General features: G+C 49.0%; 22 protein-coding genes and 1 tRNA gene. 8 read left to right on the top strand and 15 right to left on the bottom strand.

Features of this window, described 5'->3' with window-relative positions; translation table 11 throughout:
• Nucleotides 1-116: 116 nt before the first annotated feature.
• From PPG34_RS05490 to PPG34_RS05475, 4 genes are all read right to left on the bottom strand, one after another.
• Nucleotides 117-1178: a hypothetical protein gene (locus tag PPG34_RS05490; RefSeq protein WP_313832142.1), complete on the bottom strand. Its 1062-nt coding sequence runs from the start codon at nucleotides 1176-1178 to the stop codon at nucleotides 117-119.
• 182 nt (nucleotides 1179-1360) lie between these two features.
• A tRNA-Ser gene (locus PPG34_RS05485) sits at nucleotides 1361-1452 on the bottom strand.
• Nucleotides 1453-1603: 151 nt separating this feature from the next.
• Nucleotides 1604-1807, bottom strand: a complete 204-nt coding sequence (locus PPG34_RS05480; protein WP_313832141.1) for a hypothetical protein — start codon at nucleotides 1805-1807, stop codon at nucleotides 1604-1606.
• Nucleotides 1808-2094: 287 nt separating this feature from the next.
• Nucleotides 2095-2727 carry a DsbA family protein gene (locus PPG34_RS05475; RefSeq protein ID WP_313832140.1) on the bottom strand — a complete coding sequence of 211 codons (633 nt, stop codon included), beginning with the start codon at nucleotides 2725-2727 and terminating at the stop codon, nucleotides 2095-2097.
• Between the two features lie 247 nt (nucleotides 2728-2974).
• Between PPG34_RS05475 and PPG34_RS05470 the strand changes: the two genes are divergently transcribed.
• Nucleotides 2975-3295 (top strand): cupin domain-containing protein, encoded by a 321-nt coding sequence (locus PPG34_RS05470; RefSeq protein ID WP_313832139.1) that lies wholly within the window; start codon nucleotides 2975-2977, stop codon nucleotides 3293-3295.
• A gap of 92 nt (nucleotides 3296-3387) precedes the next feature.
• Here PPG34_RS05470 and nirK read toward each other — a convergent pair whose 3' ends face one another.
• Together nirK and PPG34_RS05460 are read right to left on the bottom strand one after the other, a co-directional pair.
• Entirely contained in the window at nucleotides 3388-4395 is a 1008-nt protein-coding gene (nirK, locus tag PPG34_RS05465; RefSeq protein ID WP_313832138.1) for a copper-containing nitrite reductase, read from the bottom strand.
• Between the two features lie 100 nt (nucleotides 4396-4495).
• On the bottom strand, nucleotides 4496-5248 hold the full coding sequence (locus PPG34_RS05460; protein WP_313832137.1) for a Crp/Fnr family transcriptional regulator: 753 nt from the start codon (nucleotides 5246-5248) through the stop codon (nucleotides 4496-4498).
• 220 nt (nucleotides 5249-5468) lie between these two features.
• Here PPG34_RS05460 and PPG34_RS05455 point away from each other — a divergent pair, with 220 nt between their 5' ends.
• Nucleotides 5469-5645 (top strand): hypothetical protein, encoded by a 177-nt coding sequence (locus tag PPG34_RS05455; protein ID WP_313832136.1) that lies wholly within the window; start codon nucleotides 5469-5471, stop codon nucleotides 5643-5645.
• Nucleotides 5646-5755: 110 nt separating this feature from the next.
• On the opposite strand, the gene PPG34_RS05450 is transcribed toward PPG34_RS05455, so the two are convergent.
• The 4 genes from PPG34_RS05450 to PPG34_RS05435 are packed head-to-tail and all read right to left on the bottom strand — an operon-like array spanning nucleotide 5756 to nucleotide 10418.
• Nucleotides 5756-7096, bottom strand: a complete 1341-nt coding sequence (locus tag PPG34_RS05450; RefSeq protein WP_313832135.1) for a DUF4340 domain-containing protein — start codon at nucleotides 7094-7096, stop codon at nucleotides 5756-5758.
• A gap of 54 nt (nucleotides 7097-7150) precedes the next feature.
• Nucleotides 7151-8680, bottom strand: a complete 1530-nt coding sequence (locus tag PPG34_RS05445; protein WP_313832134.1) for a GldG family protein — start codon at nucleotides 8678-8680, stop codon at nucleotides 7151-7153.
• The gene (locus tag PPG34_RS05440) at nucleotides 8671-9441 is read right to left on the bottom strand and encodes an ABC transporter permease (protein ID WP_313832133.1); all 771 of its coding nucleotides are present in this window, start codon (nucleotides 9439-9441) and stop codon (nucleotides 8671-8673) included. The genes PPG34_RS05445 and PPG34_RS05440 overlap by 10 nt, the downstream gene beginning before the upstream one ends.
• An 8-nt stretch (nucleotides 9442-9449) precedes the next feature.
• Nucleotides 9450-10418: an ABC transporter ATP-binding protein gene (locus tag PPG34_RS05435; protein WP_313832132.1), complete on the bottom strand. Its 969-nt coding sequence runs from the start codon at nucleotides 10416-10418 to the stop codon at nucleotides 9450-9452.
• Nucleotides 10419-10783: 365 nt separating this feature from the next.
• Between PPG34_RS05435 and pal the strand changes: the two genes are divergently transcribed.
• The 5 genes from pal (at nucleotide 10784) to PPG34_RS05410 (ending at nucleotide 17364) form a co-directional block, all read left to right on the top strand.
• Nucleotides 10784-11884, top strand: a complete 1101-nt coding sequence (pal, locus tag PPG34_RS05430; protein WP_313832131.1) for a peptidoglycan-associated lipoprotein Pal — start codon at nucleotides 10784-10786, stop codon at nucleotides 11882-11884.
• A 216-nt stretch (nucleotides 11885-12100) separates the two neighbouring features.
• Entirely contained in the window at nucleotides 12101-13795 is a 1695-nt protein-coding gene (locus PPG34_RS05425; protein ID WP_313832130.1) for a glycogen/starch synthase, read from the top strand.
• Nucleotides 13796-13940: 145 nt separating this feature from the next.
• Nucleotides 13941-15215 (top strand): glycosyltransferase family protein, encoded by a 1275-nt coding sequence (locus PPG34_RS05420; RefSeq protein ID WP_313832129.1) that lies wholly within the window; start codon nucleotides 13941-13943, stop codon nucleotides 15213-15215.
• A gap of 30 nt (nucleotides 15216-15245) precedes the next feature.
• On the top strand, nucleotides 15246-15962 hold the full coding sequence (locus PPG34_RS05415; RefSeq protein WP_313832128.1) for a mechanosensitive ion channel family protein: 717 nt from the start codon (nucleotides 15246-15248) through the stop codon (nucleotides 15960-15962).
• Between the two features lie 124 nt (nucleotides 15963-16086).
• Nucleotides 16087-17364 (top strand): glycosyltransferase family protein, encoded by a 1278-nt coding sequence (locus PPG34_RS05410; RefSeq protein WP_313832127.1) that lies wholly within the window; start codon nucleotides 16087-16089, stop codon nucleotides 17362-17364.
• Between the two features lie 43 nt (nucleotides 17365-17407).
• Here PPG34_RS05410 and PPG34_RS05405 read toward each other — a convergent pair whose 3' ends face one another.
• The 5 genes from PPG34_RS05405 to PPG34_RS05385 all read right to left on the bottom strand — a co-directional run bounded on the left by PPG34_RS05405 (nucleotide 17408) and on the right by PPG34_RS05385 (nucleotide 22635).
• The gene (locus PPG34_RS05405; protein ID WP_313832126.1) at nucleotides 17408-17734 is read right to left on the bottom strand and encodes a YtxH domain-containing protein; all 327 of its coding nucleotides are present in this window, start codon (nucleotides 17732-17734) and stop codon (nucleotides 17408-17410) included.
• 27 nt (nucleotides 17735-17761) lie between these two features.
• Nucleotides 17762-18016 carry a hypothetical protein gene (locus tag PPG34_RS05400; RefSeq protein ID WP_313832125.1) on the bottom strand — a complete coding sequence of 85 codons (255 nt, stop codon included), beginning with the start codon at nucleotides 18014-18016 and terminating at the stop codon, nucleotides 17762-17764.
• The gene (gene treY / locus PPG34_RS05395) at nucleotides 18013-20910 is read right to left on the bottom strand and encodes a malto-oligosyltrehalose synthase (protein WP_313832124.1); all 2898 of its coding nucleotides are present in this window, start codon (nucleotides 20908-20910) and stop codon (nucleotides 18013-18015) included. Before treY ends, PPG34_RS05400 begins: the two co-directional genes overlap by 4 nt.
• Before the next feature lie 114 nt (nucleotides 20911-21024).
• Complete coding sequence (glgC, locus tag PPG34_RS05390; protein WP_313832123.1) at nucleotides 21025-22281, bottom strand: glucose-1-phosphate adenylyltransferase; 1257 nt, start codon at nucleotides 22279-22281, stop codon at nucleotides 21025-21027.
• Nucleotides 22282-22356: 75 nt separating this feature from the next.
• Nucleotides 22357-22635: a LapA family protein gene (locus tag PPG34_RS05385; protein ID WP_313832122.1), complete on the bottom strand. Its 279-nt coding sequence runs from the start codon at nucleotides 22633-22635 to the stop codon at nucleotides 22357-22359.
• A gap of 31 nt (nucleotides 22636-22666) precedes the next feature.
• On the opposite strand from PPG34_RS05385, the gene glgB reads away from it, so the two are divergent.
• On the top strand, nucleotides 22667-24913 hold the full coding sequence (gene glgB / locus PPG34_RS05380; RefSeq protein WP_313832121.1) for a 1,4-alpha-glucan branching protein GlgB: 2247 nt from the start codon (nucleotides 22667-22669) through the stop codon (nucleotides 24911-24913).
• Nucleotides 24914-25261: the final 348 nt, after the last annotated feature.

The raw sequence follows: 25261 nt of genomic DNA, 5'->3' as shown, positions 1-25261 counted from the left end.
TTCATTGATTCAAAACTTTTCCCTATGGTAGATGGTTTTGTTTCTTGTCTATACCCAAACCTCGTTGCCACTTCCGTATATAATCTCTCGAGCCTAGGTCTTGCGCACGATTTGGTTTACGGAAACACAGGTAGTGGGGCGTAGGTCATGGGAGTTCCTAGTACCTCTTCAAGCCAGGCGTCCATGTCGGGTTTGGGTAGGGGCATAAGGTTGAAGCGCACTTCAAGTTGATATTGATTGCCCGTGGTCATAATGCCCACGACTGCGGCCGCATCTTTGTGGCCCGGAAGAATGCTTTGTGTATGAAACTCGCAAATCGTTGTATAGAGGCGTCCACTTTCTCCAACTATCTCAAGAATGTCAGGAAGCTCAGTGAGGCAAATATGTCCAGAACATCGATAGGCAAAACGGCTTGCGGGGGCTAGCTCCTGGAAGTCGTGGAGGGCCTTTTGCGTGAACCCGGTAAGATATGTCCGAATCTTGGCCGTAGGGAGTTGATGGGTACTGGCTAAGCTACTTGCCGGGACAAGGAATGCGAAGGGGTCAGAGGAATTAAATTCAAATTGACAAGGTCCAAAGGCATCTGCCCAGGAACAAAAAAATGGGACTTCTTCCTGGGTTGATCGGAGAGTGATCCTATTGTTCTTGGATTCAATTTCAATGGGAAGCTCCAAAAGGTCAATAGCCGATTGAAAGGCCTGCTGACGTTCGTCAATCCAAATGGCTGGCTGGTGTTGAATCCAAGTATCTCCGGGAGCGATCACTTCACTAGTATGGAGACGAATACGAATGAAGGAGTGGGTATGACGAAATCCAACCCAAAACATTGCCTGGGGCAAGATCGTTACAAGGTGTCCGGGGAGATGCCAGGGATGACTGATTGAACAATAGGTACTCACGGATTGGTATTGTTGAAAAATCGTGTGGTAGCCTCCGGCAAACAGGAAAAAATCGCCCTGCCAATTATCCACCATATGGATCATGGTGACATCTTCGATTGGCCAGGGATCTAGTTCTTGAATGCGATCTGGTGAGTTCACCTGCCATTCCTCTACATAGCAGATCCCCTCTTTTTCTGGATCCACAGGGCGGAGTCCGTGTTGTTCTAGACGGGTGAGGGTTGCCAGAACCTCATCAAAACTCAGTGAATTGTGTGATTCCCACCGTTGCTCACGCATGGCGCATTCGGTTTTGAAGTAAAAAACATTGAATTAAGAGTCTTAGGCAGGGGTAGACAACAAATTTGAATAGAGATTGCAGCCTGAACCAAGAAGAGGAGATACACAAAGTTGAATAACTGTTCCTTGTGGCCATAAAGAGGAGGTTTATGCATTAAAAGGTGGTCAAATCGATAAAAAAATGGCGGAGAGGGCGGGATTTGAACCCGCGGTAGGGGGTTAACCCTACGGCGGTTTAGCAAACCGCTGCCTTCGGCCACTCGGCCACCTCTCCGCATTTTTATGGTTGATTGTTTAGTGAATATCGGTTGTTTGAGAAGTATAGTCAAGCATGGTGCATGTCAGTTTTGAATCCTTGCATGTGTCCAGGTGCAAATAAGCACTCTAGGCAAAATCGTAAAAGAAGTCTAGCCTAAGGTCAGGAATCAGGCATTTCCGTGAATGGGAGCAAAATCTTCACCATCTTCCAGGCCTTGCCCAATCTGTTCGGCCAATTTTTTGAGTTTTAAAACCTGTGGGTGATCTGGTGGAAGCGGGTTCCCATTTTCATCTGTAAGAAGTTCCTGCATGCCTTCCAGCATAGCTTCCATTTCAGGAAATGATACTTTGGGGGATTTTTTCTTTCCCATGCGGTTTCCTCCGGTGGCGAAAAAAGAATGTATGGTGGATTATGGAATCTAATGTCATTCGTAATCCTTCATCCAAAGGGACACAAGAGGCTGATTATAGCAGGCATACTGAGGGGGTTGTCGAGGGTGATGAGCCAAGGTTAGGTGCGTGGGAAAGAACCCATCAAGTTTGGTGCTGCAAGCCGAAAAAACCAGGTCAATGAAAATGAACGGCATTGGGATGGCAAGAAAAACTTACGGAGACATCTGTTGGATGAATGATAAATCTGTTCTTACATTGCCTGTATCTAGCCGGCTTGATCTTGCTTGAGAATTCCTATGATCAGGGTTCTTAGGTTTTCAATATCTATTTTATCCACACGAATATTACCGTTCAACACGATGGTCGGAGTGTGAGTAACCCCGATGCGTTCTCCCCATTTTTTCCCTTGTTCTAATTCCTTATAAGGTTCCCCGCTAGACATTCCCGTCTCAAAGTCTTTTACATTGAGTCCGACTTCACGGATTAAGAGGGCTCGCAGGCTTCGATCAAAAATATGAATTTTGTCCTTATGAATGGTGCGAAATAGGACGGATTTCATTTCAGAACCCCTGCCCATGGATTTAGCTTGCTCGTACATTTCGAAGGCCGTGGGGAGCTTTCCACGCATGACAGGGAACCCAACCATTCGCACTTCTAACCGATCTCCAAATTCTTTTTTAAGTTGTGTGACAACTTCACTTTCAAACATGTGGCAGTGGGGGCAATAAAAATCAGCAAATTCTAAGAGGACGACTTTGCCCTTGGTGTGAATTTCCGGTTCATCCATAAGCCGGTAATCGCCTGGAAGTTTGTCCTCGGCTTGAAGTGGGCTGGCAAGGAGCAGCAGGAGCCCTGCCGTCCATATCACTTGATTTCGAAAAATCTTCAGAAGATTCATGAAATTCCTCTTACATAAACAATAAATGACCAGTGCTATTTTCTTTTCACGCTAACATGCGGAGAAATCTGAGGCAAATTCTAGCCGGCCATCTGCTTCGGGTAAAAAGCCCTGACAGAAACTAGCAATAATGTTATCTGATCTTTGAGAATGGCCAAAAGATGGTTGGGTGGGCGGCGCGGCTTTGTTAGAATAATACGCTATTGGCTATCAACGAAAATTTTGTATAGGTTCGGGAGGTGATCGGATGAAGGTAATTAGTCTGGCGGACTATCAAGCGTATTCCAGCGAGAAAATGAAAAAACATAATCTGTTCCAAACCTCTCGCTTTTTTTGTGATGTGTATTGTTTTGAGCCAGGACAGGAGCAAAAAGCCCATGCGCATGCTGATCAAGATAAGGTGTATTTGGTGCTGGATGGGCAGGGGTCATTTCGGGTTGGAGACCAAGAGCAGGTGCTAGGACCTGGTCAAGGAGTTATGGCTCCGGCCGGCGAGGAACATGGGGTTGTCAACACATCTGGAGCCCGTTTGCGGGTACTGGTGTTTATGGCACCCAATCCCGCGTAATGGCCGTCAATCGTAATGCGTAACGCGTGGATCAAGCTGTTATGACCTTGAAAATATCACGCATTACGCTTCACGTTTTCTCGTTAGGGTTACTACTTTTGAATACTTTTGAAAATGTCAGGTTTTTCCTTGCCGGTTACCGACAAAAAGCCTACTGCACCTTTCGCTACGCGGAAAATGCTGTGGTCTACGAGTAAATAATCACCAGGCACATCCACTATAAATTCGACAATCGTCGATCCAGCCGAGGGTACGACCGTCGTCTGGACATTATGATTGACTGCCCCTTTCAGCGATCCTTCAATATACACGGTATCAAAAATCTCACCGATGATGTGGAACGAGGAGATGCTGTTCGGGCCGATATTGCCGAAAAACATACGCACCGTTTCCCCAGCCACGGCTTTTAAGGCTCCATCGCCGGTTAGGGCACCGTCCTTTCCATTAAACACCACATAGTCGGGATGTTCTGCTAATCCTTTTTCCATCGACAGTTCCAGCAGGTCGGGTTGAGTCGAGGGTTGGGTGAAAAACTCACTTTGCAGTACGTAGAATTCACGATCCACTTTGGGGAGCCCTTGCTCGGGTTCCACTAAAATCATTCCGTACATGCCATTGGCAATATGTGCTGGAATATTAGGAACGGGGGATGCACAGTGGTAGATATACAATCCTGGATTGAGAACTTTAAACGAAAAGATTGATTTCTTCCCTGGTATGACAAGATTGACGGCAGCTCCCCCACCAGGCCCGTTCACTGCATGCAAATCAATGTTATGTGGAAATCGGTTGTCCTTGTGATTTTTGAGGTGAAATTCCACGGTGTCATTTTGACGAACCCGAATCATTGGCCCCGGGACTGATTGATTAAACCCCCAATAGGTATATTGCTCGCCGTGAGTGAGTTCTCCAGTGAATTCATTGGCTTCAAAGTCTACGACGACACGCGCTTGAGTCGATCTGGAAATTGGAGGTGGTACCTTCGGGGCAAAGGTTAATGTGGCCTGAATCGTGGGTTGTTCTGCCAGGGCACCGAATGGCAGAAGGCAGAGCAGAGAGGCAATTGCAAAACACGAACGGATCTTCCAAAGAAAAAACATATTTGGCTCCTTAATTGGGAATTGGGGGCAGAAACGTTAAGTGAAAAAGTTAAGTGCTGGAAAGTGTAGAGGAAAAATAAAATTAAAAATATGATTTATGTCATGTTTTTGAGGGGTTAATCTTGTACAGGGGGGAAGTAAATTCCTCCTTTTGTGAAGGATTCTGTGGGGGGTTTGCCAAGGCTTGGAGAGATTTGATGTCGGAAATAATGATGTTTTTGGCTTTACCGATGACAATTTTGTCTGTTTTGAGGCGGCCCATGATTCGTGTGGTAGTTTCCACTGTCAACCCAGCCATATCAGCCAAGTCCAGACGAGTCAGCCTGGCTTGAAGTCGAATGCCTTCGGGATTGGGTTTCCCAGCCTTGTTGGCCAAGGAAAGAAGGATCGAGGCCAATCGTCGTTCGGCTCGGTGAAACACCAGGGATTTGGCATTGTCCTGGGCTTCCCGTAATCGTTCTCCGAGATATTGGATGACCTCAATCGCCATCTCGGGGTTGCGGCGAAGAATTTCTAAATAACGGGCTTTGGGGATTTTGAGGACGGTGGCCCCATCTAACACCTTGGCGCAACCCGGGTGGGCTGAGCCTTCAAAGACCGAGGCTTCGCAACAGAAGAGGTCCCCAGGGGTGAGGACCTTCAAGGTCATGTCTCGGCCATCCGTGGAAGATTTTACGCATTTGACCGTGCCTTCTTTGACAATATGAAACCATTCTGTTGGGTCGCCTTCGCGAAAAATATATTCCCCTTTGCGATAGGGAATTTCTTGAATGTCTTTTAAGAGAAGTTCGTAATCCGATTCCGAGAGTGGCGCAAATAAGGGAAGGGAGCGGAGAAGTGTAGGAAGTGACATATATGCGGATCAGTATTGGTTTGGAGGCCAGTGTCAAAAAACGCTATCAAATGACCAAGAAGCCGTCAAACTAAATACTCGCCGATTATGTTGAATCTGAGTATAATTTGGACAAGTTATGCTGGGTGAATGGGGAATGCCTTGAAATGGTCGCTATGGGCTTTCACGAATGGACAGCGGTTGAAAAAAAGCGAATGAATGATGAGGGAGAAGGAGGACCATGCCAAGTCAACAAAATCCAATCTGTGTTCTTGTGATGTTGAGTATTGTTTGGTTATTCGGAGTGGGGTGTTCGTCAACTCCGGAAGAACCGTCTACCTCTCGAACGACTCAAGAAATGAGAGGGGACTCGGATCGGTTTTTTCAGAAAATGGAGCAAGAAGAAAAGAAGAAATAGTTGTTTTTCGCGAGCAGGGTGGAGGTGATATCGAGGAAAAAGTTCACCCGAAACCTAGTCGAATTCCAGAGAAGCGGGGCTCACCTGTTACTTCCGTCGGACCGCTAAAGTTATAAAGACGGGAATTGGGTGAGAATAATCGATCTCGCTTGATACACCCCAGGTAATCCCGACCCCATCGCATAAACTAAGCCGCCTTCACTTTTACCCAAGGCTAAATTACCTCGTTGGCGGCCTTTGGTATCAATTCCCACAATGGTTATAGCGGGGGTAGACAATTCATAGTCCTGCAACCCTTCCTCCTCAAAACTCACCGAAAATTCAGCAGGTAAGTCGACGACCCGGCTCACAAATAATTTTATTTCTTGTTGATTAATGGGTTGGTCTGGTGCCCCATCCAAAAACCATTCCCCATGCTGCTGCACAACCGTATAGGTCTTTGAAGGAGTCGTGACCGTCAGTAGTCCGATCTCTGCCATTTCCATTCCAAACAATCGTTTGTCTTGAAGATCGAAGGCCCTCTTGGGAAGGCCTTGGAGCACTGCGGGCGAGATCTGGTAAATGGGTTGATCGGCCGAAGTGACGGCGTACGCGTTTTTAGCGTTGTTCGAAGGTTGAAAAAACGCCACGAGGTGGCTTCGTTGGCCAGTATGAAGCGTGGCTGTCAACATCGGTTCGGGAAATTGCTTGAGCAAGGCCTCCTTCTCCGTTTGTGCATCGATAAAGTCAACGGCTGATAAGTCTTCCAGGGTCATAAGCAGGAGCCCTACAGAGGTTTTATCCGCAGGCCCTTCGAAGGGGGTGGAAAATCGCCAATTGCCCGTGAGACCATGAATTGAGGCGATTCGATGGAGGGCAATTTCTTGAGAGCCAGTTTGAAGCTGAATGCGCTCGACTTGGTTTCGATCAAAAAACATCACGTCTTTATATCTAAAGGTAAAAAGAGTTTTTCGCCGAAAGTCTGAGACGGATAAGGTAGTCAAAAGAATCTGCTTATCCGATTGTCGTTGGCCATACAATGTAGAGGTTAAGGGTGCGACCCCGCCAAGGTGAAGGGTTTCGGATTGATCCCCGGCGGTCAGTTGAATCGTGGCATTCGGGGAGTCGAGACCATATTGACTAAGGTCCTGTTCTTGTTCTTGAAGCACGCGTGAAATTTTCCCGATTTCCAAGGCGCGAAGGATGTTTTCAACTTCTCGTGAATCGCCTTTGGCTTGTACCGGTTCCACAATGCTCCATCGGCGGCGATCGTCTCTTGTCAGACGAATGGATTCGGTACGGGTGGTGAGGTGGAATTCTGTGACATCCCGATAATCAAAAGGCAGGAGACGTTGAACTTCCAGTTGCTCAATGGTTTCTTGTTCAATCGTCGGGACTTCGATGGTATAGAGGTAGACTCCAAGACCGGCGAAGATGATGGCGAGCAAAATGGTTGTTCGATAGTTGGTCATGAGGTAGTCATTCTATTTTCGTACCTTAATGATTTTCGCGTTTCTCGGCGTAGGTTACAACTGACTCCGTCGTCGCCAAATGGTCATGCCAAGAAACAAGAGCAGAAGGGGAACGGAAAAGACTTGAACTGCCAGTAACATGTGTTCCTGGGTCGGGTTTGGAATAAATGGCGCAAAGGTCTTCTCTTTTGCTGCAATTGAGATCAGTGCTTCTTCCTGTGCGAGCCAAGATATGGCATTCAACAGAAAGTCAGTGTTCCCGGGAAACTTGGCATAAGCATTACTGGCAAAGGCCGAATTGCCAATGATGACTATCGCAGGATGTGGTTCAGCCGCTTTGTTTCCTTGGGTAAATTCCATGGCGGCCGCGATGGTGAAGGGGCCCTTTCGGTCTTCCCCTTCTTCGAATGTGGGTGTGTTTTGGGAGAAATTTGTTTCCGCCCAACTTTCTTCTGAAGATTGAGTGAGCGACGTAAACGTCCATTTTAAGGCGGTGGTCTGATCGAAACTCAGGCTTTGTGAAACGGGAATGAGAATCGGAGAGGTAAATCCCTGGGTAATTCCGTGATTGGTAAATCGTCGAACAAGTAATGCCGTGGGGCTTCCCTGGGAAACACGGTCCTCGGGATCAACAATGATTCCAGGGCCTAAGGTGATTCCCCATTGCGCGAAGAGGGAGGTGAGGCCGGTCGTGGTTTGGGGATCAATCAAGAACAAGACACGACCGCCTGTTTCCACAAAATTCTTCAGGAGGGCGGTTTGTGACTGTGGTATCGGTTCGCGCGGTCCGGGAATGATTAACACCGTGGTGTTGTGAAGAATGACCGCATCTTCGGTGAGCAATCCTCGGTCAACCTCGTAACCTTGTGATTCCAGTCGTTCCCGCAAAAACGAAAGTCCGCCACTTTCGGAATTTTTGACTCGTCGTTCGCCATGTCCTTCTAGAAAGGCAATCCGTTTCTTTTCCTGTTTGGTAACTCGAATGAGGGCACTCGTGAGATTTGCTTCCGTGGGTTTGCTCACTTGAATGGTTTGGACGTCACTTGAAAATACCGCGGTGTCGATTTTTGTAATGTTGAATTCTTGAGCAATCTGCGGTTCTTTCTCGGGGTCAATGAAGGTCACCAGGAGATGCGGAGTAATGTGGGTATAGGCGTCCAGCAAATCTCGATAGGCGCCGAACCCTGGACTGCGTTCATGGGCAAAGACCCGAACATGGACATCCTGGTTGAGTTGACCCAGGACCTGAAAAGTTTGGGGTGCGAGAGAAAAGCGTTGCGTTTCAGATAAATCCCATCGTCCTCCGTGGCGGATAACTAGGAAATTGACGATGATCAAAATCCCGATCATCAAGAAGATCGCCAGGAGGCTATTAAACCCGAGTTTGGTGGATCGTTGTGTCGAAAAGGTCTTGAGTCGTTGCCAATTGCCTACAAAGTACATTGCGAGACATAGCAACCCAAGGCCCTCCAAGCTGGCCACTGTCCCTGGTCGTGATGGATCGATTTCTGAAAGCACCCATCCTCCCAAGGCGAGTACGACTCCGAGGATGCCGAGCCATCGCATGATTGAGGTTATTGCCATCGATGGGAATCCACGACTCGGTGAGCAATAAACAACATCAGAATGGTACCCGAGAGGTAATAGACGATATCCTTGGCTTCCAGCAATCCCCGAACCAAACGATCGTAATGTTCGACAAAGGATAGATACGAAATGATATTTCCCAGAGTTGTATCACCCAGCATGGACCCTAGTCCTCCAAGTAGCCAAAAGACGATAATAATCCCAAAACTCAGAAATGCGGCCACAATTTGATTTTCCGTCAGGGTGGATCCCAGCACGCCACAAGATAAAAAGAATGCGCCTTGCAAGGCCAACCCGAGATACCCGGTCAGAATAGGATCCCAGTGAAACTCGCTATAAAAGGATAATACCACCGGAGTGAGCCCGGTGAAGCCCAGGAGACCGAGGTAAATCAGGAGCACGCTCATGAACTTGGCGGAGATGATCTCATTAATCCCAATGGGAGAGGTCAACAGCAATTCCATGGTTCGTATTTTCCGTTCTTCCGCGAAAAGACGCATGGTAAGCATGGGAAGCAGGAAAATCAGGACAATCGCCAAACTCTGAAAGATAGGGCGGAAGACGAGTTCGTTGAGGTTGAGTTGCGCATAGGTATTTTGCATTTGTAAAAACTGGAGCGCTTGTTGCCCGGCATTGACCACCATGAGGTGAGCTAAGAATCCGGCAATAAACAAAAAGACCGCTCCAACTACATACAGGACAGGGGAAACCACGAAACATCTGATTTCTTTGGCGATGAGGGTGTTGACTGGTGTCATGCTGATTGCTAGCTCTCTTCTTTGGGTGTGGCTGCTCGTTCGGTGATTAGTGGTTCATCCTGCTGAGTGAGTTGAAGAAACACTTCTTCCAAGGAAAGGGACAGGGGTTTCAACTCTAAGAGCCCAACACCCTGATTCACAACAAACTGTGCGATTTCTTCCCGAAGGTCCTGGCCGAGTTGGCATTCTATGATGGTGGTTTCTGGCGTTCGTCCAGGGACGATATGCAGGACTCCTGGAATCTTTGTGAGCCGATCGTGCCAATCATCCGGAGGGTGTTTGACTGTGAGGCTCATTTTTTCCGATTGTCGCAATCGGGAGGAGAGTTGCGTCGGGGTGTCTTCAGCCACAATGTGGCCACGGTGGATAATGACGACACGATCACATATGGTGGTGGCTTCCGACAACAGGTGCGTACTTAAAATAATGGTGTGGGAACCGGCGAGACCACGAATTAATTCTCGAATTTCAATAATTTGTTTTGGATCGAGGCCCACGGTCGGTTCATCTAAGATTAATACCGGGGGGTCATGAATCAACGCCTGGGCCAATCCTACCCGCTGCCGAAATCCCTTAGACAAATGACTGATGACTCGGTGGCTGACTTCGCCGAGACCAAGTTGCTCGATGACTTGCGCCATGCGTCCGTGAATCCTGGAGGTAGGAAGCCGTTTTAACTCGGCGACAAACCGGAGATATTCCGTGACCGTCATCTCCTGATATAATGGGGGAGTTTCTGGTAAATACCCAATGCGTTTTTTTACCTCTTGTGGGTGTTCCAGGCAATCGAACCCCGCTACCTCAACTCTTCCGCTGCTGGGAGGCATGAAGCAGGTGATGATGCGCATGGTTGTGGTTTTTCCTGCGCCATTGGGTCCAAGAAATCCCAAGATCTCCCCTTGGTTCACGTCAAAGGTGACGTCTTCAATGGCCACATGGGACCCATAACGTTTGGTGATGTGTTGAACCGTAATCATGCTATTGGCGCTAATTGTCGGGTCTCGTACGCTCGCTTACGTTGTCACTGAAAAATTGGCAGATACCATGAGGGCAACGGGAAGGATTCAAATCATACTGACCGGAAAATTCCTCAGTCAAGGCGCGGCTGTGCTGCAGGGAGTTTATTGGAAATTTCATTCATTCGTTGACAATTTTCTCTTATTCATTAATAAATACACGTATAATATCAGAAAATGGTGGTCTCTGTTTCCTACATAGGGCCAAGAGGAAGAGCCTCTTGCCCATGTGTAGAATGGTATGCAATAGGCCAAAGGGACGTGACAACTATTGTGTTTACCAATTGTGCCCGGTGAAAGGGGTCTCGATGAAAGGAGTTTTCTGTATGAGTAAAGGGAAAAGTGCTGCTGCCTTTATTGTAGCGGCCGCAGCCATGATGATGTTTTTCACTGGGTGTGAAACGACGAAGCATGCAGAAGTCATGAGTGCAGAAGAATTGGCACGGAAGCAGGCTGCACTTCAAGAAGCAAAAAGTTCTGGGTCCGAGCAAGGAGGGATTCCTCTTACTGGACAGGGTTTAAGTGAAGGTTCAATTGCCATGGATGGAGGATCGGAAACCGAAACTGCAGATTCTTCCATGAGGGTGGGTTCTGATTTCGTTCCGCAGGGTCCCCCGCTTCCTACTCTACGAGGTGAGGGTTCTAGTTTTGGGGGAGATACTTCTGGTGAGTCCACCATTGCCGATATGAGAGAGACCGGGGGAGGGATGGCAGAAAGTAGTCCACCTCCCACCCCTTCGGGATCGGCTGATTCTATCGTTGAATCATCTCCAGGTGGTCCTTCCGGCTATGAAGGTCAACAATTTGTTCAGGGGCTCACGCCTTCAGACTTTGTTCCTGAGGGGCCACCTCAACCTAATCTTGGACATGCGCCTTTTACGCCAGATTTGAACATGGGTTCTAGCGGATCGTCAGATTCCGGTACAGTTTTGAGTGATACAAGAGACTCTGGCGAAGGGATGAGCGGATCTTCGGGTGCCGGTGATGAAGTTGTGCAGGTTCCAGATCATAGCGGAACTCAGGACACCATGGAGCCATTAGGTCACGATGATATGGGAGGGCACTCCCAAGAAGTCGTGTCGAGCGATGGAGGCATGGAGCTAGAACATGTGTATTTTGATTTTGATCAATATGTGATTCGACCCGATGCAGTGTCGACCTTACAGGCCAATGCTCAATTGTTAAATGGGAAATATGAAAATTCCAGCGTGCTCATTGAAGGGCATTGTGATGAGCGTGGGACCAGGGATTATAATCTGGTGCTAGGTGAGCGACGAGCTCAGGCCGTGAAAAATTACCTCACGGATCTTGGGGTGTCTCCATCGCGAATCCGTATTGTGAGTTATGGCAAAGAACGACCGTCTTGTTCAGTTTCACAAGAATGGTGCTGGCAGAAAAACCGTCGTGGCCACATAGTCGTACAATAGATTCGGAAAGCTCACCCATGAAAGAAACGAGGCTTCACTCCTGCCCAATTGGGGACTGAGGGGGTGAAGCCTTTTTCATTTTTTTCACTTGTCTTTGCCATACAGGGGGCTTTTGGGGTTCAAACTATTCTCTTTCATCTTCGTGAGTTTTGGCCAAAAACGCCTGAGGTCTTATTAGGGCTCCTTTCATGAGCGTTCACCTGTGTAGTGGTCTTTGTGCGTAATCCAATCAACACCATTGTCTTTGTGTCATTCGAAAACGAATTCGCGCCCCTCGGCGGGTTGGCTGCGGTGATGCGTCTGTTGCCCAAGCGCATGGCCCAACTAAGTGATGATTGCTGCGTCACGATTACCCCATTTTTTCGTGAGATTACTAAGTGTAAACCGAAACTCATGGAGGCGATTCAATCGACGGGTCTCACGTGTTCGCTTAGATATGGTGGGCGAAGGCATGAGGTGGAGATTTTTCAGAATCGTGATACCCAGGGGTTTACGACCTATTTGCTGGATTCGAGAGAATTTTTTAACTCACCCTGTGATTGCGGAGATCCTCCCGGAATGAAGGCACCTTGTAATCCTTACTTAGACCCAGCGCACCCGGAACAATTACTGGAGGACTCATTGTTTTTCTCATCGGCTGTGCCCGAAGTCCTTGTGGCTTTGGGAAAGACGAGTAATGTGACCTTGTGCCTTCAAGATTGGGAGGCCGCAGGGTGTGCGATTACTACCAAGAATGATGCTCGGTTATCTGAGGTGACCTGTGTCTTAACGCTGCACAATTCATATGACAAACCCGTGAGTCGTGTGGAAATGAAAAGAATGTTTCCCCGTGTGTTGTCAGGTTCGACCCTGCTGACCAAAGCTGGTCCCTTTCTTGACGGACCGATTTGCACCGTCTCACAGCATTTTGCGCAGGAATTAACCCATGAACCCGTGCATAAGAAGATCTTTGCACCTCATCTGCAAAAGATGTTTAAGCAGCGAACTATTCGAGGCATCAATAACGGGTTATTTAGTCCATTACATTTTTCGTCTGACGCCAGAGCCTTGGCGACAAAGGGTGATTTCTCGGCCCTGTTGGATGAAAAATTCCAACGACGTCGTGAAATGATTTCAAAGTTGGAAACATATACCCCTGAGCGAGCATGGGGATCGTTGGATTTTGAGAACTTTGATGGTCCGGTGTTTCTCTTCTTTGGTCGGGATGATCCGCGACAAAAGGGGTATGACCTAGCGGCTGCTGTGATCGATCGTATTCCCCCTGGACAAGCGCGGTTTGTTTTTACCCCCATTCCCGGCGATGAAGGGGCGGAGGGATTGCAATTTTTGCAGGATCTGGCAGAACGACGAAAGGGCGAAGTCAAAGTGTTTCCCTTTCGAATGGAACAAGGCTACATGGAATTGCAACGTGGGGCCTCTTTCTTGGTGATGTGTTCCTTCTATGAACCCTTTGGTGGGGCTACGGAAGGATACGCCGTGGGAACCCCCGTGGTGGCAAGGGCTACGGGTGGGTTGGTACAGCAAGTTGTGCCCTATCCCGGGGTTTCATTAACGGCCGCCGTCAGGAAATTGCGCAAGCCCTATCAACAGGAAGGAGATCATCCCACTGGGTTTCTCTTTCGGGAATCAGGTCTTACCGTAAAAGAAACGGCCCAAGGGTGGAGAGAAATCTTAGATTGTGCCTATTGGCCAGGAGGGGACCGATTAAAGGATCGGTTGCCCATTCCCTTGTTTCGCTCTATGGTCCAGGCAGCGGAAGGGGCCTTGAGTGGGGCGATTGACCTCTATCATTCTGACCAAGGTGGGTATGCCATGATGATGCATCATGGCTTCCAGATGTTGGACCGGTTCTCCTGGGACCAAGCTGTTCGCGAGTATCAAGACCTTTTCTCGTCTCTTCGGGTAACATAATCTCTTGCCTTTTGGCCTAGCCGACCTCTATTCTGCCCTGATTCAAACCTTTGCCCCTGAGCCCTAACCGTCCTGTTGAGCGGCAGGCTCAATGGGTGGTTTTATTCCTTTGTCGAGCGATGACTTCGAAAGGTGAACTGTTTGTATGGATACACTTGACCTCCTCTTGACCCCTGAGGCTGAGATTAAAGTTCAGGACATTGGAGAAACCGACATTTTGGTGGGTATTCCGAGTTTCAATAATGCCGACACCATCGCCCATGTGGTGCATGCCGTCACCGCAGGGTTAGCCAAATATTTTCCCGGGGCTCGGGCCGTATTGGTAAATGCGGATGGCGGGTCCCTTGACGGAACTCCTGATGTAGTTGCGAATGCCAGTGTGGATCTTGGAGCCTTGCTGGTCACCGCACAGCCCAGTCCTCTGCGAAAAATTGTGACATCGTATTTAGGAATTCCGGGAAAGGGCAGTGCCTTTCGCACGATATTCGAGGTGGCTCGTCGGTTGAAGGCGAAGGCTTGTGCGGTTGTGGACTCTGATTTGAGAAGTATTACGCCAGAATGGATGGAATTGCTTCTGAGTCCCGTGATGAATGAAGGGTATGATTATGTGGCGCCGTATTATTTGCGTCATAAATATGATGGCACCATTACCAACTCCATTGTGTATCCATTGACCCGCATGCTCTACGGTGTGAGGATTCGGCAGCCTATCGGTGGAGATTTCGGATTTTCCGGACAACTCGCTGAACATTACCTGGAGAAAAATGTGTGGGAATCCGAAGTGGCCAAATTCGGGATTGATATTTGGATGACCACGGAAGCGATTGCCAGTGGGGCACGGGTCTGCCAAAGTTTCCTGGGCGCCAAAATCCATAATCCTAAAGATCCCTCTCAAGATTTAACCAATATGTTGGTGGAAGTGGTCGGGGCCTTGTTTTCGTTAATGGAAGAGCATCATCAGACATGGAAAAACGTGGATGGGTCAAATGCGGTGCGGTTGTTTGGTTTTCAATACCAAGTAGCGTTGGAACCCGTCCAAGTGAACACGGATCGAATGGTGTCGACGTTTCAACAAGGCGTCGAAGATTTAGCCCCGATATGGGAGCAAATTTTTTCACCGTCCATCATGGAGTCGTTGCGACGATTGCAAAAGGTGGAAACCAAATCGTTTCGAGTGCCCGACGATCTTTGGACGCGGTTGGTGCTAGAAGCTGCTGTGTCCCATCACCGAGGGGTGCTCATTCATGATCATCTGTTGAAAGCATTGACGCCTCTGTATTTAGGTAGAACGGCATCCTTTGTGTTGGAGACTCAAGGTCTAACCTCTGCGGAGTCTGAAGAGCGTGTGGAAGCACTCTGTCAAACGTTTGAGCGAGAAAAGTCTTTTTTAGTTGAACAATGGACGGCCTCTTCCTCATGAGGCACGGTCTCCTGGATGAAGGAATAATTCATGGAGTGGTTTGAACCATTTTTCCAGAAAGCCTTGCTGGAACCCATCAAAGCATTGGGACAACAATTGCTGGCGTTGTTGCCCAATGTCGTGGCGATGGGAATCATTTTGGTGATCGGGTTAATCTTGGCGTGGCTTTGTGGACAAGCCGTTGAGCGATTCCTTCGGGTCATTCGAATGGACATCCTTACGCAACGAATGGGACTGACTGCGGCTTTGGCGAGGGGTGGAGTGAAAGCCTCTCCTTCCTTTTTAGCGGGACGGATGTTTTTTTGGATTGTTCTTAGCCTTGGCGTTGTGGCCGCATTAGCCGTGTTGCGTCTTGATCCCGTCAATAAATTTACCGAGTCATTGTTGGGGTTTTTCCCGTATATCGTCACCAGTCTGTTCATTGTGGTCGGTGGATTTTTATTGTCGAATTTTGTGTCGCAAGGCGTGTTGATTGCCGCAGTCAATGCTGGGCTGCCTCCAGCGCGGTTGCTGGCGGCTTCTACACGATGGGGCATTCAGCTCGCGGCAATCGCTATGGCCCTTGAACAATTGGGCATTGCGGCCAATATCGTCGTCGTAGGGTTTGGAATTGCCTTTGGCGGAGTGGTGCTGGCCGCGGCGATTGCCTTTGGATTAGGCGCAAAGGATTTGGCCAAAGATGTCCTAGAGAAACGATTTTCGACTCGACCAAAATCTGAATCTTCCGACGATTTAAGACATTTATAATGAGGGGCCCCTTGGCGGTTTTGGAGAGGATGAGGAGTAATGTTATAGAGATGCCGTATAAAATTTGGTAAGGTATCCATCCCTCTGAAGCCAGAAAATTCACCACAAGAATATTGAAACCATTATGAGTGATTTTTATCAAACAGGGGTCATTACGACCTTGCATCGACTGGGCAATACCAACCTTGAACGGTTGGAAGCCGAACTCTGCGAGCATGCCGATACCCAGCCGATTGCCCTTGTGCTTCCGTGTTTGTACGCCGAATTGGAAGGTTCGGCATTGGAGGATATTATTGGCCATCTCCAAGGCGTTCCCTATTTAAAGGAAATTGTGGTGGCCTTGGGACGGGCCTCGGCATTGGAGTTTCGACGGGCCAAAGAATATTTTCAAAAACTGCCTCAACATGTCAGATTGGTTTGGATCGATGGGGCCAATATCAAGGAATTGATGAGTCTCCTGACTCAGAATGATGTTGATATTGGTTTGCCGGGGAAGGGCCAGGCATGTTGGCTTGCGTTTGGCTATGTTTTGGCGCGTCAACAAAGCAAGGTCATCGTATTGCATGATTGCGATGTCTATACCTATGACCGTGAGTTTCTGGCGCGGCTGTGTTATCCCGTAGGGAATCCCAACCTCGGATATGAATTTTGTAAAGGGTACTATCCGCGGGTCACGGATCGGTTGTATGGGCGAGTCACACGACTCTTTATGTTTCCGCTCATTCAAAGTTTGATCAGACTCCTTGGTCCCCAGAAGAAATTACGCTTTATGGAGAGTTTTCGGTATCCGCTGGCCGGAGAGTTCGGTATGGTAACGGATCTCGCCTGGATCAATCGGTTTCCTGGTGATTGGGGGCTAGAGATCGGGGTATTAGCGGAAGTCCATCGAAACTGTGCGGATCGCCGGGTGTGTCAGGTGGATCTCACGGACCGTTATGAACATAAACACAAAAACTTATCTGCTGAAAATCCTGAAGATGGCCTGTTAAAAATGAGCGTGGATATTGCCAAAACCCTCTTTCGGACGTTGGCGAGTGATGGGGTGATACTTTCAGACGCCACGCTCAAAACTCTTCGCGCGACCTATTTGCAAATCGCTCAAGAAACCATCAAGAAATACGAAAACGTGGCTGCGATAAATGGGTTAGAGTTTGACCGTCATGCCGAACGAACGGCGGTCGAAGCTTTTCTCAAAGGGTTGTTGATTGCGACCGAGACTTTTCTCAAAGATCCCCTGGGAGTGCCCATGATTTCCAGTTGGAATCATGTCGTTGGCGCCGTGCCAGATTTTTTCGACAGACTCGTGAACGCAGTCGAAGCGGACCATGAATGGAATCCTAAACATGAGGATTCCTCCATAAACAATCCTCAGGGCGATCCCTCCCTGAAGCGTCCAGCCTAAAGCAGGTTCCGGTTAAAAGCGTTTTTTTTTTAACCGCGGAGGATCAATTGACGGGGGGAGATGGTTGGTCTCCTTCATTTGCAATGACAGCGTTCTTTGTAGCTTCGACGGCATCGTTAATACGAGAAGCGGCTTTTTTGACGGTTCGTTGAGTGTCTTGAGAAATGACGCGAAGGGCCTCTTTGGTTTCATTGGCCACCTCCCCAAATTCCTCTTGGGCAATCTTGGCGCCTTTCGCCAATCGGCCTCGTAAATTTGCTCCGGGTTCTGGGGCCAATAAAATTGCCGCTCCGGCTCCTAAAATAAGTCCAGAAATAAAAACAAACGTGGTGACCCAGCATGAATCATCAGATGACATGTCTTGTGCCATGGCAATCTCCTTTTTATCGGCAAATAATTAATTGTCAGTGTTTCTGCGATTGCAACCAAAGAGCAGCGCCAAACTTCCGCCCACCATCGCGCCGACAACAAACACCATACTAAATGCGAGGCCTGTACGGAGTTCAGGCCAGTTTACCAAAAGATTATTCCATACCGGGGATTTTGGGACGTTGACGTGTCCTTCCCACCCAAGAGTTTCCTGGGAAGCGGATGGCTCGGAACGGGAATCTTGATCCGTATGGTTGGTCGAATCGGCGGCATAACGAGTCATGGTAGTTGCTCCATCATGGCTATCGGCAAATGGTGAAAAATGCTTGCTGCTGGTAATGTGTTGTGCTGATCAATGTGTCTTGTCTGGACGGTTTCTTGGGTAAGGACATTTCGGTATGGTCTTCCTGCACTATTCTCAGGAAGAACCACAATTGCATCACCCCAAGCGGTGTCACCGAGCGCCGGATGTTCTGGGTTGGGTATGACCTGATGCAAGAACCTTGGCACGATGACCATGATGGTATGACCTTCCCACGTTCGTTGGAATGCACACAGATGGTGCCGCTTTTCGCCGAGAGTTTCAAGTGGCTGATAATCACCCTGTTGAAACAGTGCAGGATACTGACGGCGAAAGTGCAGTAAGCACCGGGTGAGATAGAGTTTGATTCGTCCATCCGTATAATGTGCAAGCATGTCCGAAAAAAACCCTTCGGTGTTGTGCTGTTCCTCAGAGACCAGGTGGTTGAGAAGTTGCTGTCGGTGAGCATAATCCACAGGCCTTCGGTTGTCAGGGTCCACCAGGCTGAAATCCCAAATTTCCGTTCCTTGGTAGAAATCGGGAACCCCCGGTGCGGTAATTTTTAAGGTCAATTGCGTTAAAGCATTATACATCCCGTACCGCGCAATTTTCTCCTGAAAGGGGATGAAATCGCCAAGGAATAATGCCGATTGCATTGGATCGAGGATGTGGCGGACAAAAGCGCAGACGGCATCCTCATACGCGTCATTGGGATTGATCCAGCTGGAGTGGACTTTGCCTTCTTTCAGAGCCTTACGCATGTACTGTTCCATGCGTTGGCAAAAATCTTGGTAGTCTGGAGAGCTCAATTGGGTAAAAGGCCAAGCCCCCACAAGGGTCTGATACAACAGGTATTCCTCATTGCGGCTGGGTACCTCTTGGCCGTCAATATGGATTTTCTTTTTCTTGTTGATACGATGCCACCTAGTGACGCAGGCTTTCCATTCTTTGGGTATTTCGGAGAGTACATGAATGCGTGCCCGCACGTCCTCACTGCGCTTCGTGTCGTGAGTGGATGTGGCGGATAAACTGGCTGGCCAATGGGATTGACGCTCTCGCATGCGTTCATGAAAGGCAGAGAGAGGGGTCCCAACCACCGACGGTTCTCCGCCGACTTCGTTGAGGGAGACTAAACGGTTGTATTGGTAACAGGCGGTATCTTCGACCCCCTTCGCGGTGACAGGGCTCGTCGTTTGTTGAAATTTCAAAACGAAGGGGTGCACTTCCGACCAGGGCAGGTACGGATTGCCTGAAGGGTTTTTCAAGAGTAACTCTTGGATAAAATCAAAGACCAGGCTGTTAGTCGCTGGATTTTTGCGTTTGGCTTGGATGACGGCGAGTCGAATATAGGCACGGTCACGGTCCGTAATGGGTTCGGACGGATCGGGAGTGACGTAGGTCCGATAAACGGGGAAGCAAGCAATGATTTCACGCAAGGCATGGGTCAGACTGTTGAGTGTGTAGTCTCGTGATTGCCGGTGTTTTTCCGAAAGGATATTGAGTTGATGCCCCAGAGTGTTCAGCTCGCTCGCCATGGAACTGCTCATGATGAGCTTTTTGCATTGGTAGACGAGGTCTTCGAAGTGGGCGTTGTTCTTCGCGAATCGAGCATAGATCGTATCCAAATCGCGTTTATGAGAGGAATCGATGAATAGGTTATTCAAGAGCCCCAGGAATTCATACCCGGTTGTGCCAAAGGTTGGCCAGTCATCCGAAAGGGTTTCCCCTTTTCCTAAGATTTTTTCCACGACAATATAGAGCGCTCGCCCATGATCATCGGCTGATAGCCCGAGTTCTGTTTGCGCCCATTCCTGCCATTGTTGAAGATACTTCCTTGGGTCATACAATCCATCCACATGATCGATGCGGAGTCCACTGACGGCACCGGATTTAATCAGTGAAAAAATAAATTCATGTGTGTGTTGAAATACCTCTGGTTCTTCCACCCGGATGGCTGCTAGTTCGTTAATGTCGAAAAAACGGCGGTAATTAATTTCTTCCGAGGCTACGCGCCAAGAAGCCAAGCGGTAGGCCTGCGCATTGAGCAAGGCATCCAGTGGGTCGAAGCTTCTCGGATTATCAGGTGTCCCGTTAAAAATTCGGAGATTTTCCTGGAGGAAATCGGCGACGAGTTTACTGTCATCCATTAAGGTGGTGAGGCGGCGCTTGATAACCTCTCTTTCGCGTGAACGTTCGGCGGTGTGGTTTGGGTGAGGGTTATTCCGATCCGGCAAATTCGATACGGCGCTATGAATGCTTTGGAGTTCCTGTATGTCAGGTTGGGTTGGGTCATGCTGGGCGGTGAGTTCTTCCATACGAAAATTCAAGATATGAGCGAAGGTGCGGGGATCGATCGGGAGGTGATGGTCATAGTACGCAAAGAAGAATAACCCATCTTGATAATGGAGCTTAATTTCTCCACGTTCCAACACCAGACCATATTGATCTCCCAAGATAGGGAGCAGGACCTTATTGACCAACTCCCGTTTAACGGGAAACCAGTTAATATCGAAGAAATCGGCAAAGGCAGAACTGGGTCCATTTTCCAATACGTCTTGCCACCAGGTATTCCACGGCCCTTCGATTTTCATATGATTAGGCACAATATCGAGAATGTGTCCCATCCCTCGTTGAGAAAGGGCATCCACGAAGGTTTGGTAATCGTCAGGAGATCCGATCTCGGAATTGAGTCTCGTGGGGTCCACGACATCATAGCCATGCAGACTTCCAGGGGCCGATTGCAAATAAGGCGAGGTGTAGCAATCCGAGATGCCTAAGTCATGAAGGTATGGCATGATTCGTGCGGCATCTTGAAACGTAAAATGCTTATTCAGTTGCAGGCGGTAGGTGGAGATGGGAACCCGAGGGGAGTTCATTAAGATATGCTCCTGTGGGATTCAAGGGCTGGCACAACCAATGAGCGTAGGGGAGGCCTTTTCATGATGGCGGGCAGGCTTCCGTGGTTGAGAATGGGGAAAGAGTCGGCCCTCTTATTTATTAAGAATAAGGGGAACGGCCCGACCGCCATAGGAATGTCCGCGAGGGATAACGATAATCCCAGACTTGTCGACAGAGTAGCGCAGGTTGTGATCGCGAAGTTGGTCATGTCCCAATTCAGTTCCGGGCGGTATGAGATTGAAACGGTCGGAAATCACACGACGCAGACGAGCCTTGGGGCCGACAACGGTACCATCAAGAATCACGCATTCTTCAATTTCCGCGCCCTCGCCGATTCTGACGTTCCGGCCGATGACGGATCGCCGGATTTTGGCATCCACTACTAAGCTACCTTGGCCCACCATAGCATCATCCAATTGTGAACGCACTATACTGGCAATGGGTTCGCCGGAGGCATCGGTCATGATGGGCCAATTGACATTCCGAAGGTCGAAGATAGGATTCTCGCCGAGAATGTCCATATTGGCTTGCCAATAGGCTTCAAGTGTACCGACATCCCGCCAATATCCCCATTCCTCATAGGGATGTACGCCGGGAACCACATTATCGAGAAAATTATACGCCATGATCTTATGGGATTTAATAAGAGTGGGGAGGATATCCCGTCCAAAGTCATGCGAGCCAGTACCGGTGGCATCGTGTTCCAAGGCTTTCATGAGCACATCGACATTGAAAATGTAGTTCCCCATGGAAGAAAAGGCCATTTTAGGGTTCCCGGGCATGGCTTTCGGGTTTTGGGGTTTTTCGTCGAATCCCTTAATACGATGTTTCGCATCAGCCTTGATAATGCCAAAGCCCTTGGCCGATTCGATAGGCACGGGCAACGCGGCGACGGTGGCATCGGCTTGATTATCCAGGTGAAATTGAATCATTTGCCGAATATCCATCCGGTAAATATGATCTGCGCCAAACACGGCTACGAGGTTGGGCGCAAAATCTTGGACGATATTCAGGTTTTGATAGACGGCGTCCGCCGTGCCCTCGTACCATTTGCCACGCCCCTTCATTTGTGGTGGAACCACGGTAATAAAGGATTGGCGGTTTGGACTGCCAATCCCCCAAGCGCGACGTAGATGTTCAATGAGTGATTGGGACCGGTATTGCACCAACACGTACATGGCCAAGACGCCGGAATTGAGGAAATTACTGAGTACAAAATCCACGATTCGGTAGGTCCCAGCAAAGGGCACCGCGGGTTTGCTGCGCTGTTCGGTGAGGGGCATCAGGCGTTCGCCTTTGCCGCCTGCCATGATCATGGCTAAGACTCGTTGGGGGCTTCTCTCTACCATGGGTGCATTCCGCTTTTCACAGTCCTAAAGAAAGGGGATAGTTTCATTAATGGATAATCTAGTGTACGCTTTAAGTCAATGGGGTGGAGCTTGCCCTTGCCTGGCTAAAGATTGCTCTAACTCCGTGACCCGTTTGTGTAAATGTGAGGCCTGCCGTGATTTTCGAATTCTGGCGGGCAGCGATACCAACAAGTGAATGAGCATACCGAGAAATAATGTCGTTAATAATATCAGAACTAATGAACCCTGAAAATCCCATTTGAAAAATGTAATCGAAACTACTTGGTCATTTTGTAATGAAAACGCGACGGCCAAAAAAACAATGAGCAGTGCGGCAATGAAGGAAAAAGGCATTGTTTAGGACAACTGATGAAGGATACGGTCAATGAAAAATCAATCATCCGCAAGTATAGCTGAATCCACTAAATCCGTATACCCCGAGGTATTTGATAAAGTCGCTCGGGCGGAGTGGTGGAATCCCTTCGAAGTGCTCGGCCCCCAGGAAGAACGGCGGAAAGGGCAGGCAGCCTTTGTGGTACGAACCTATCTTCCCGATGCTGCCTCCGTGGTGGTGGTTCCTGCTGATACCACACAAGAGCCCATTCCTATGCAGGCTATTGAGCCTCCCGGGTTTTTCGAAGCCCAGGTTCCTAAGCGTCTTGCCCCTGAGGCCTATTGTTTACGGGTGACCCATTCCAACGGGGGAGTTTCTGAGTCGCATGATCCTTATGCTTTCACACCCTTCTTAAGTGAATTTGATTTGCATTTGTTTGGGGAAGGAAAATTGTATCAGGCATATGAAAAATTGGGCGCGCATCCCTGTAAGCATCAAGGAGTGAACGGCGTGAACTTTGCGGTTTGGGCGCCGAATGCCATGCGCGTCAGTGTGGTGGGAGATTTCAATGGGTGGGATGGTCGTCGTCATCCCATGCGCTCAAGAGGGGGAACGGGAATATGGGAATTGTTTATTCCTGATTTAGCAGAATGGGAAAAGTACAAATATGAAATTCGTCCCAAGGATAGTGAAGTGCCATTACTGAAAGCCGATCCCTATGCGACCCAAGCCGAACTGCGCCCGAATACGGCCTCGGTCGTCAGAAATGTTTCTGGATACCAATGGAAAGATTCCGACTGGCTCCAGGCGCGGCAATCTCATGATGTGTTAACTAAGCCCATTTCGATTTATGAGTTACACCTGGGCTCATGGAGACGCGTGCCGGAAGAAGGCGGGCGGTGGCTCACCTACCGGGAACTTGCCGAGCAACTCATTCCTTATGTAAAGGAGATGGGGTTTACGCACATCGAGCTCATGCCCGTGGTCGAGCATCCCTTTGACGGGTCCTGGGGCTATCAATCCACCGGGTATTTCGCGCCCACCAGACGGTTTGGCACGGCCGAAGATTTCATGGCGTTTGTGGATGCCTGCCACCAAGCGAATATCGGCGTCATTATGGATTGGGCTCCCGCGCATTTTCCTGACGATCCCCATGGGTTGGCATGGTTTGATGGGACGCATTTGTTTGATCATTCCGACCCGCGAATGGGGTATCACCCCGAATGGAAAAGCCGCATCTTCAATTATGGCCGGGTAGAGGTTCGAAACTTTCTGATTAATAGCGCCTTGATGTGGTTCGACCGATATCATATCGATGGCTTACGCGTGGATGCCGTGGCCTCCATGTTGTATTTGGATTATGCGCGAAAGCATGGCGAATGGGTGCCGAATCGATTCGGGGGCAATGAAAATTTAGAAGCCGTCGAATTTCTGAAAGAACTTAATGTCATGGTCCATCAGGAGCATCCGGGAACCATGATGATTGCGGAGGAATCCACCGCTTGGGGCGGGGTCTCGCGGCCGACTTATGTCGGCGGGCTTGGGTTTACGTTCAAATGGAATATGGGCTGGATGCACGATACCTTGAACTATTTCAGCGAAGATCCGGTGCATCGCCGATATCATCACCATAATGTAACCTTTGGGTTGGTCTACGCGTTCACGGAAAATTTCGTGCTGGTCCTGTCTCATGACGAAGTCGTGCATGGCAAGAAATCGTTGCTTGATAAAATGCCCGGCGATCCTTGGCAGCGATTTGCCAACTTGCGATCCCTCTACGGACACATGTGGGCACACCCTGGGAAGAAGATGCTCTTCATGGGTGGCGAAATTGGGCAATGGTGGGAATGGAACCATGAGGATAGTTTACAATGGCATTTGCTGGACTATGAACCTCATCAGGGCTTGCAAAAATATGTTGCGGATTTGAATCGGTTGTATGTCAATGAACCGGCGCTCCATCAAGTCGATTTTGATTGGACGGGGTTTCAATGGATTGACCTGCATGATAGCGACCAGTCCACGCTGTCCTATATTCGCCGTGCCAAGGACCAGACGGACCAAATTGTGTGCGTGTTTAACTTCACCCCTGTGCCGCGAGAAGGCTATCGCCTAGGTGTGCCAATGGGTGGTTATTATCAGGAGCTCTTGAATAGTGATGCTGAAATTTATGGTGGGAGTAACCTGGGTAATGGTGGCGGGGTGAATGCCGAGGAAACCCCATGGCATGGGCAATCCCATTCAATCGTGATTACCCTTCCTCCGCTTTCGGCGCTGTTTTTTAAGCCAAGGCCCTAGTCTTACACTTTTTCCACTTTGATGCCATTCCCGACATGAGTCATCGGGAATCCAAGTTTATTTTTGGCGGGGTTTCGGCCCCGCGCGACGAGGCACTTTTGTTTCGGCAAAAGTGCCCAAAACCATTTCTGCCTGTACGCACCCCTCCGGGTCCCGGGTCCACCACCCCAAATCAAGATGGCTGCGCAACTCGCTCCGAGGTGAAAAGCCACCTCTCCACTCAAACAATGCTCGCCCAAAAGTCGATTTGGGGCGGCGGCCCAGCCGCGCCCAACGCAGAAGAGCAGTCGTATAGGATCTTCGAAAAAGAAATGCTACACTCATTTCGATTTTGGTATAGTCACTCTG

It is taken from the genome of Candidatus Nitronereus thalassa, from assembly GCF_032191465.1.
In the GTDB taxonomy this organism is placed as follows: Bacteria; Nitrospirota; Nitrospiria; order Nitrospirales; family UBA8639; genus Nitronereus; species Nitronereus thalassa.
The sequence above is the reverse complement of the archived record's forward strand: the minus strand, read 5'-3'. Positions and strand labels throughout refer to the sequence as shown.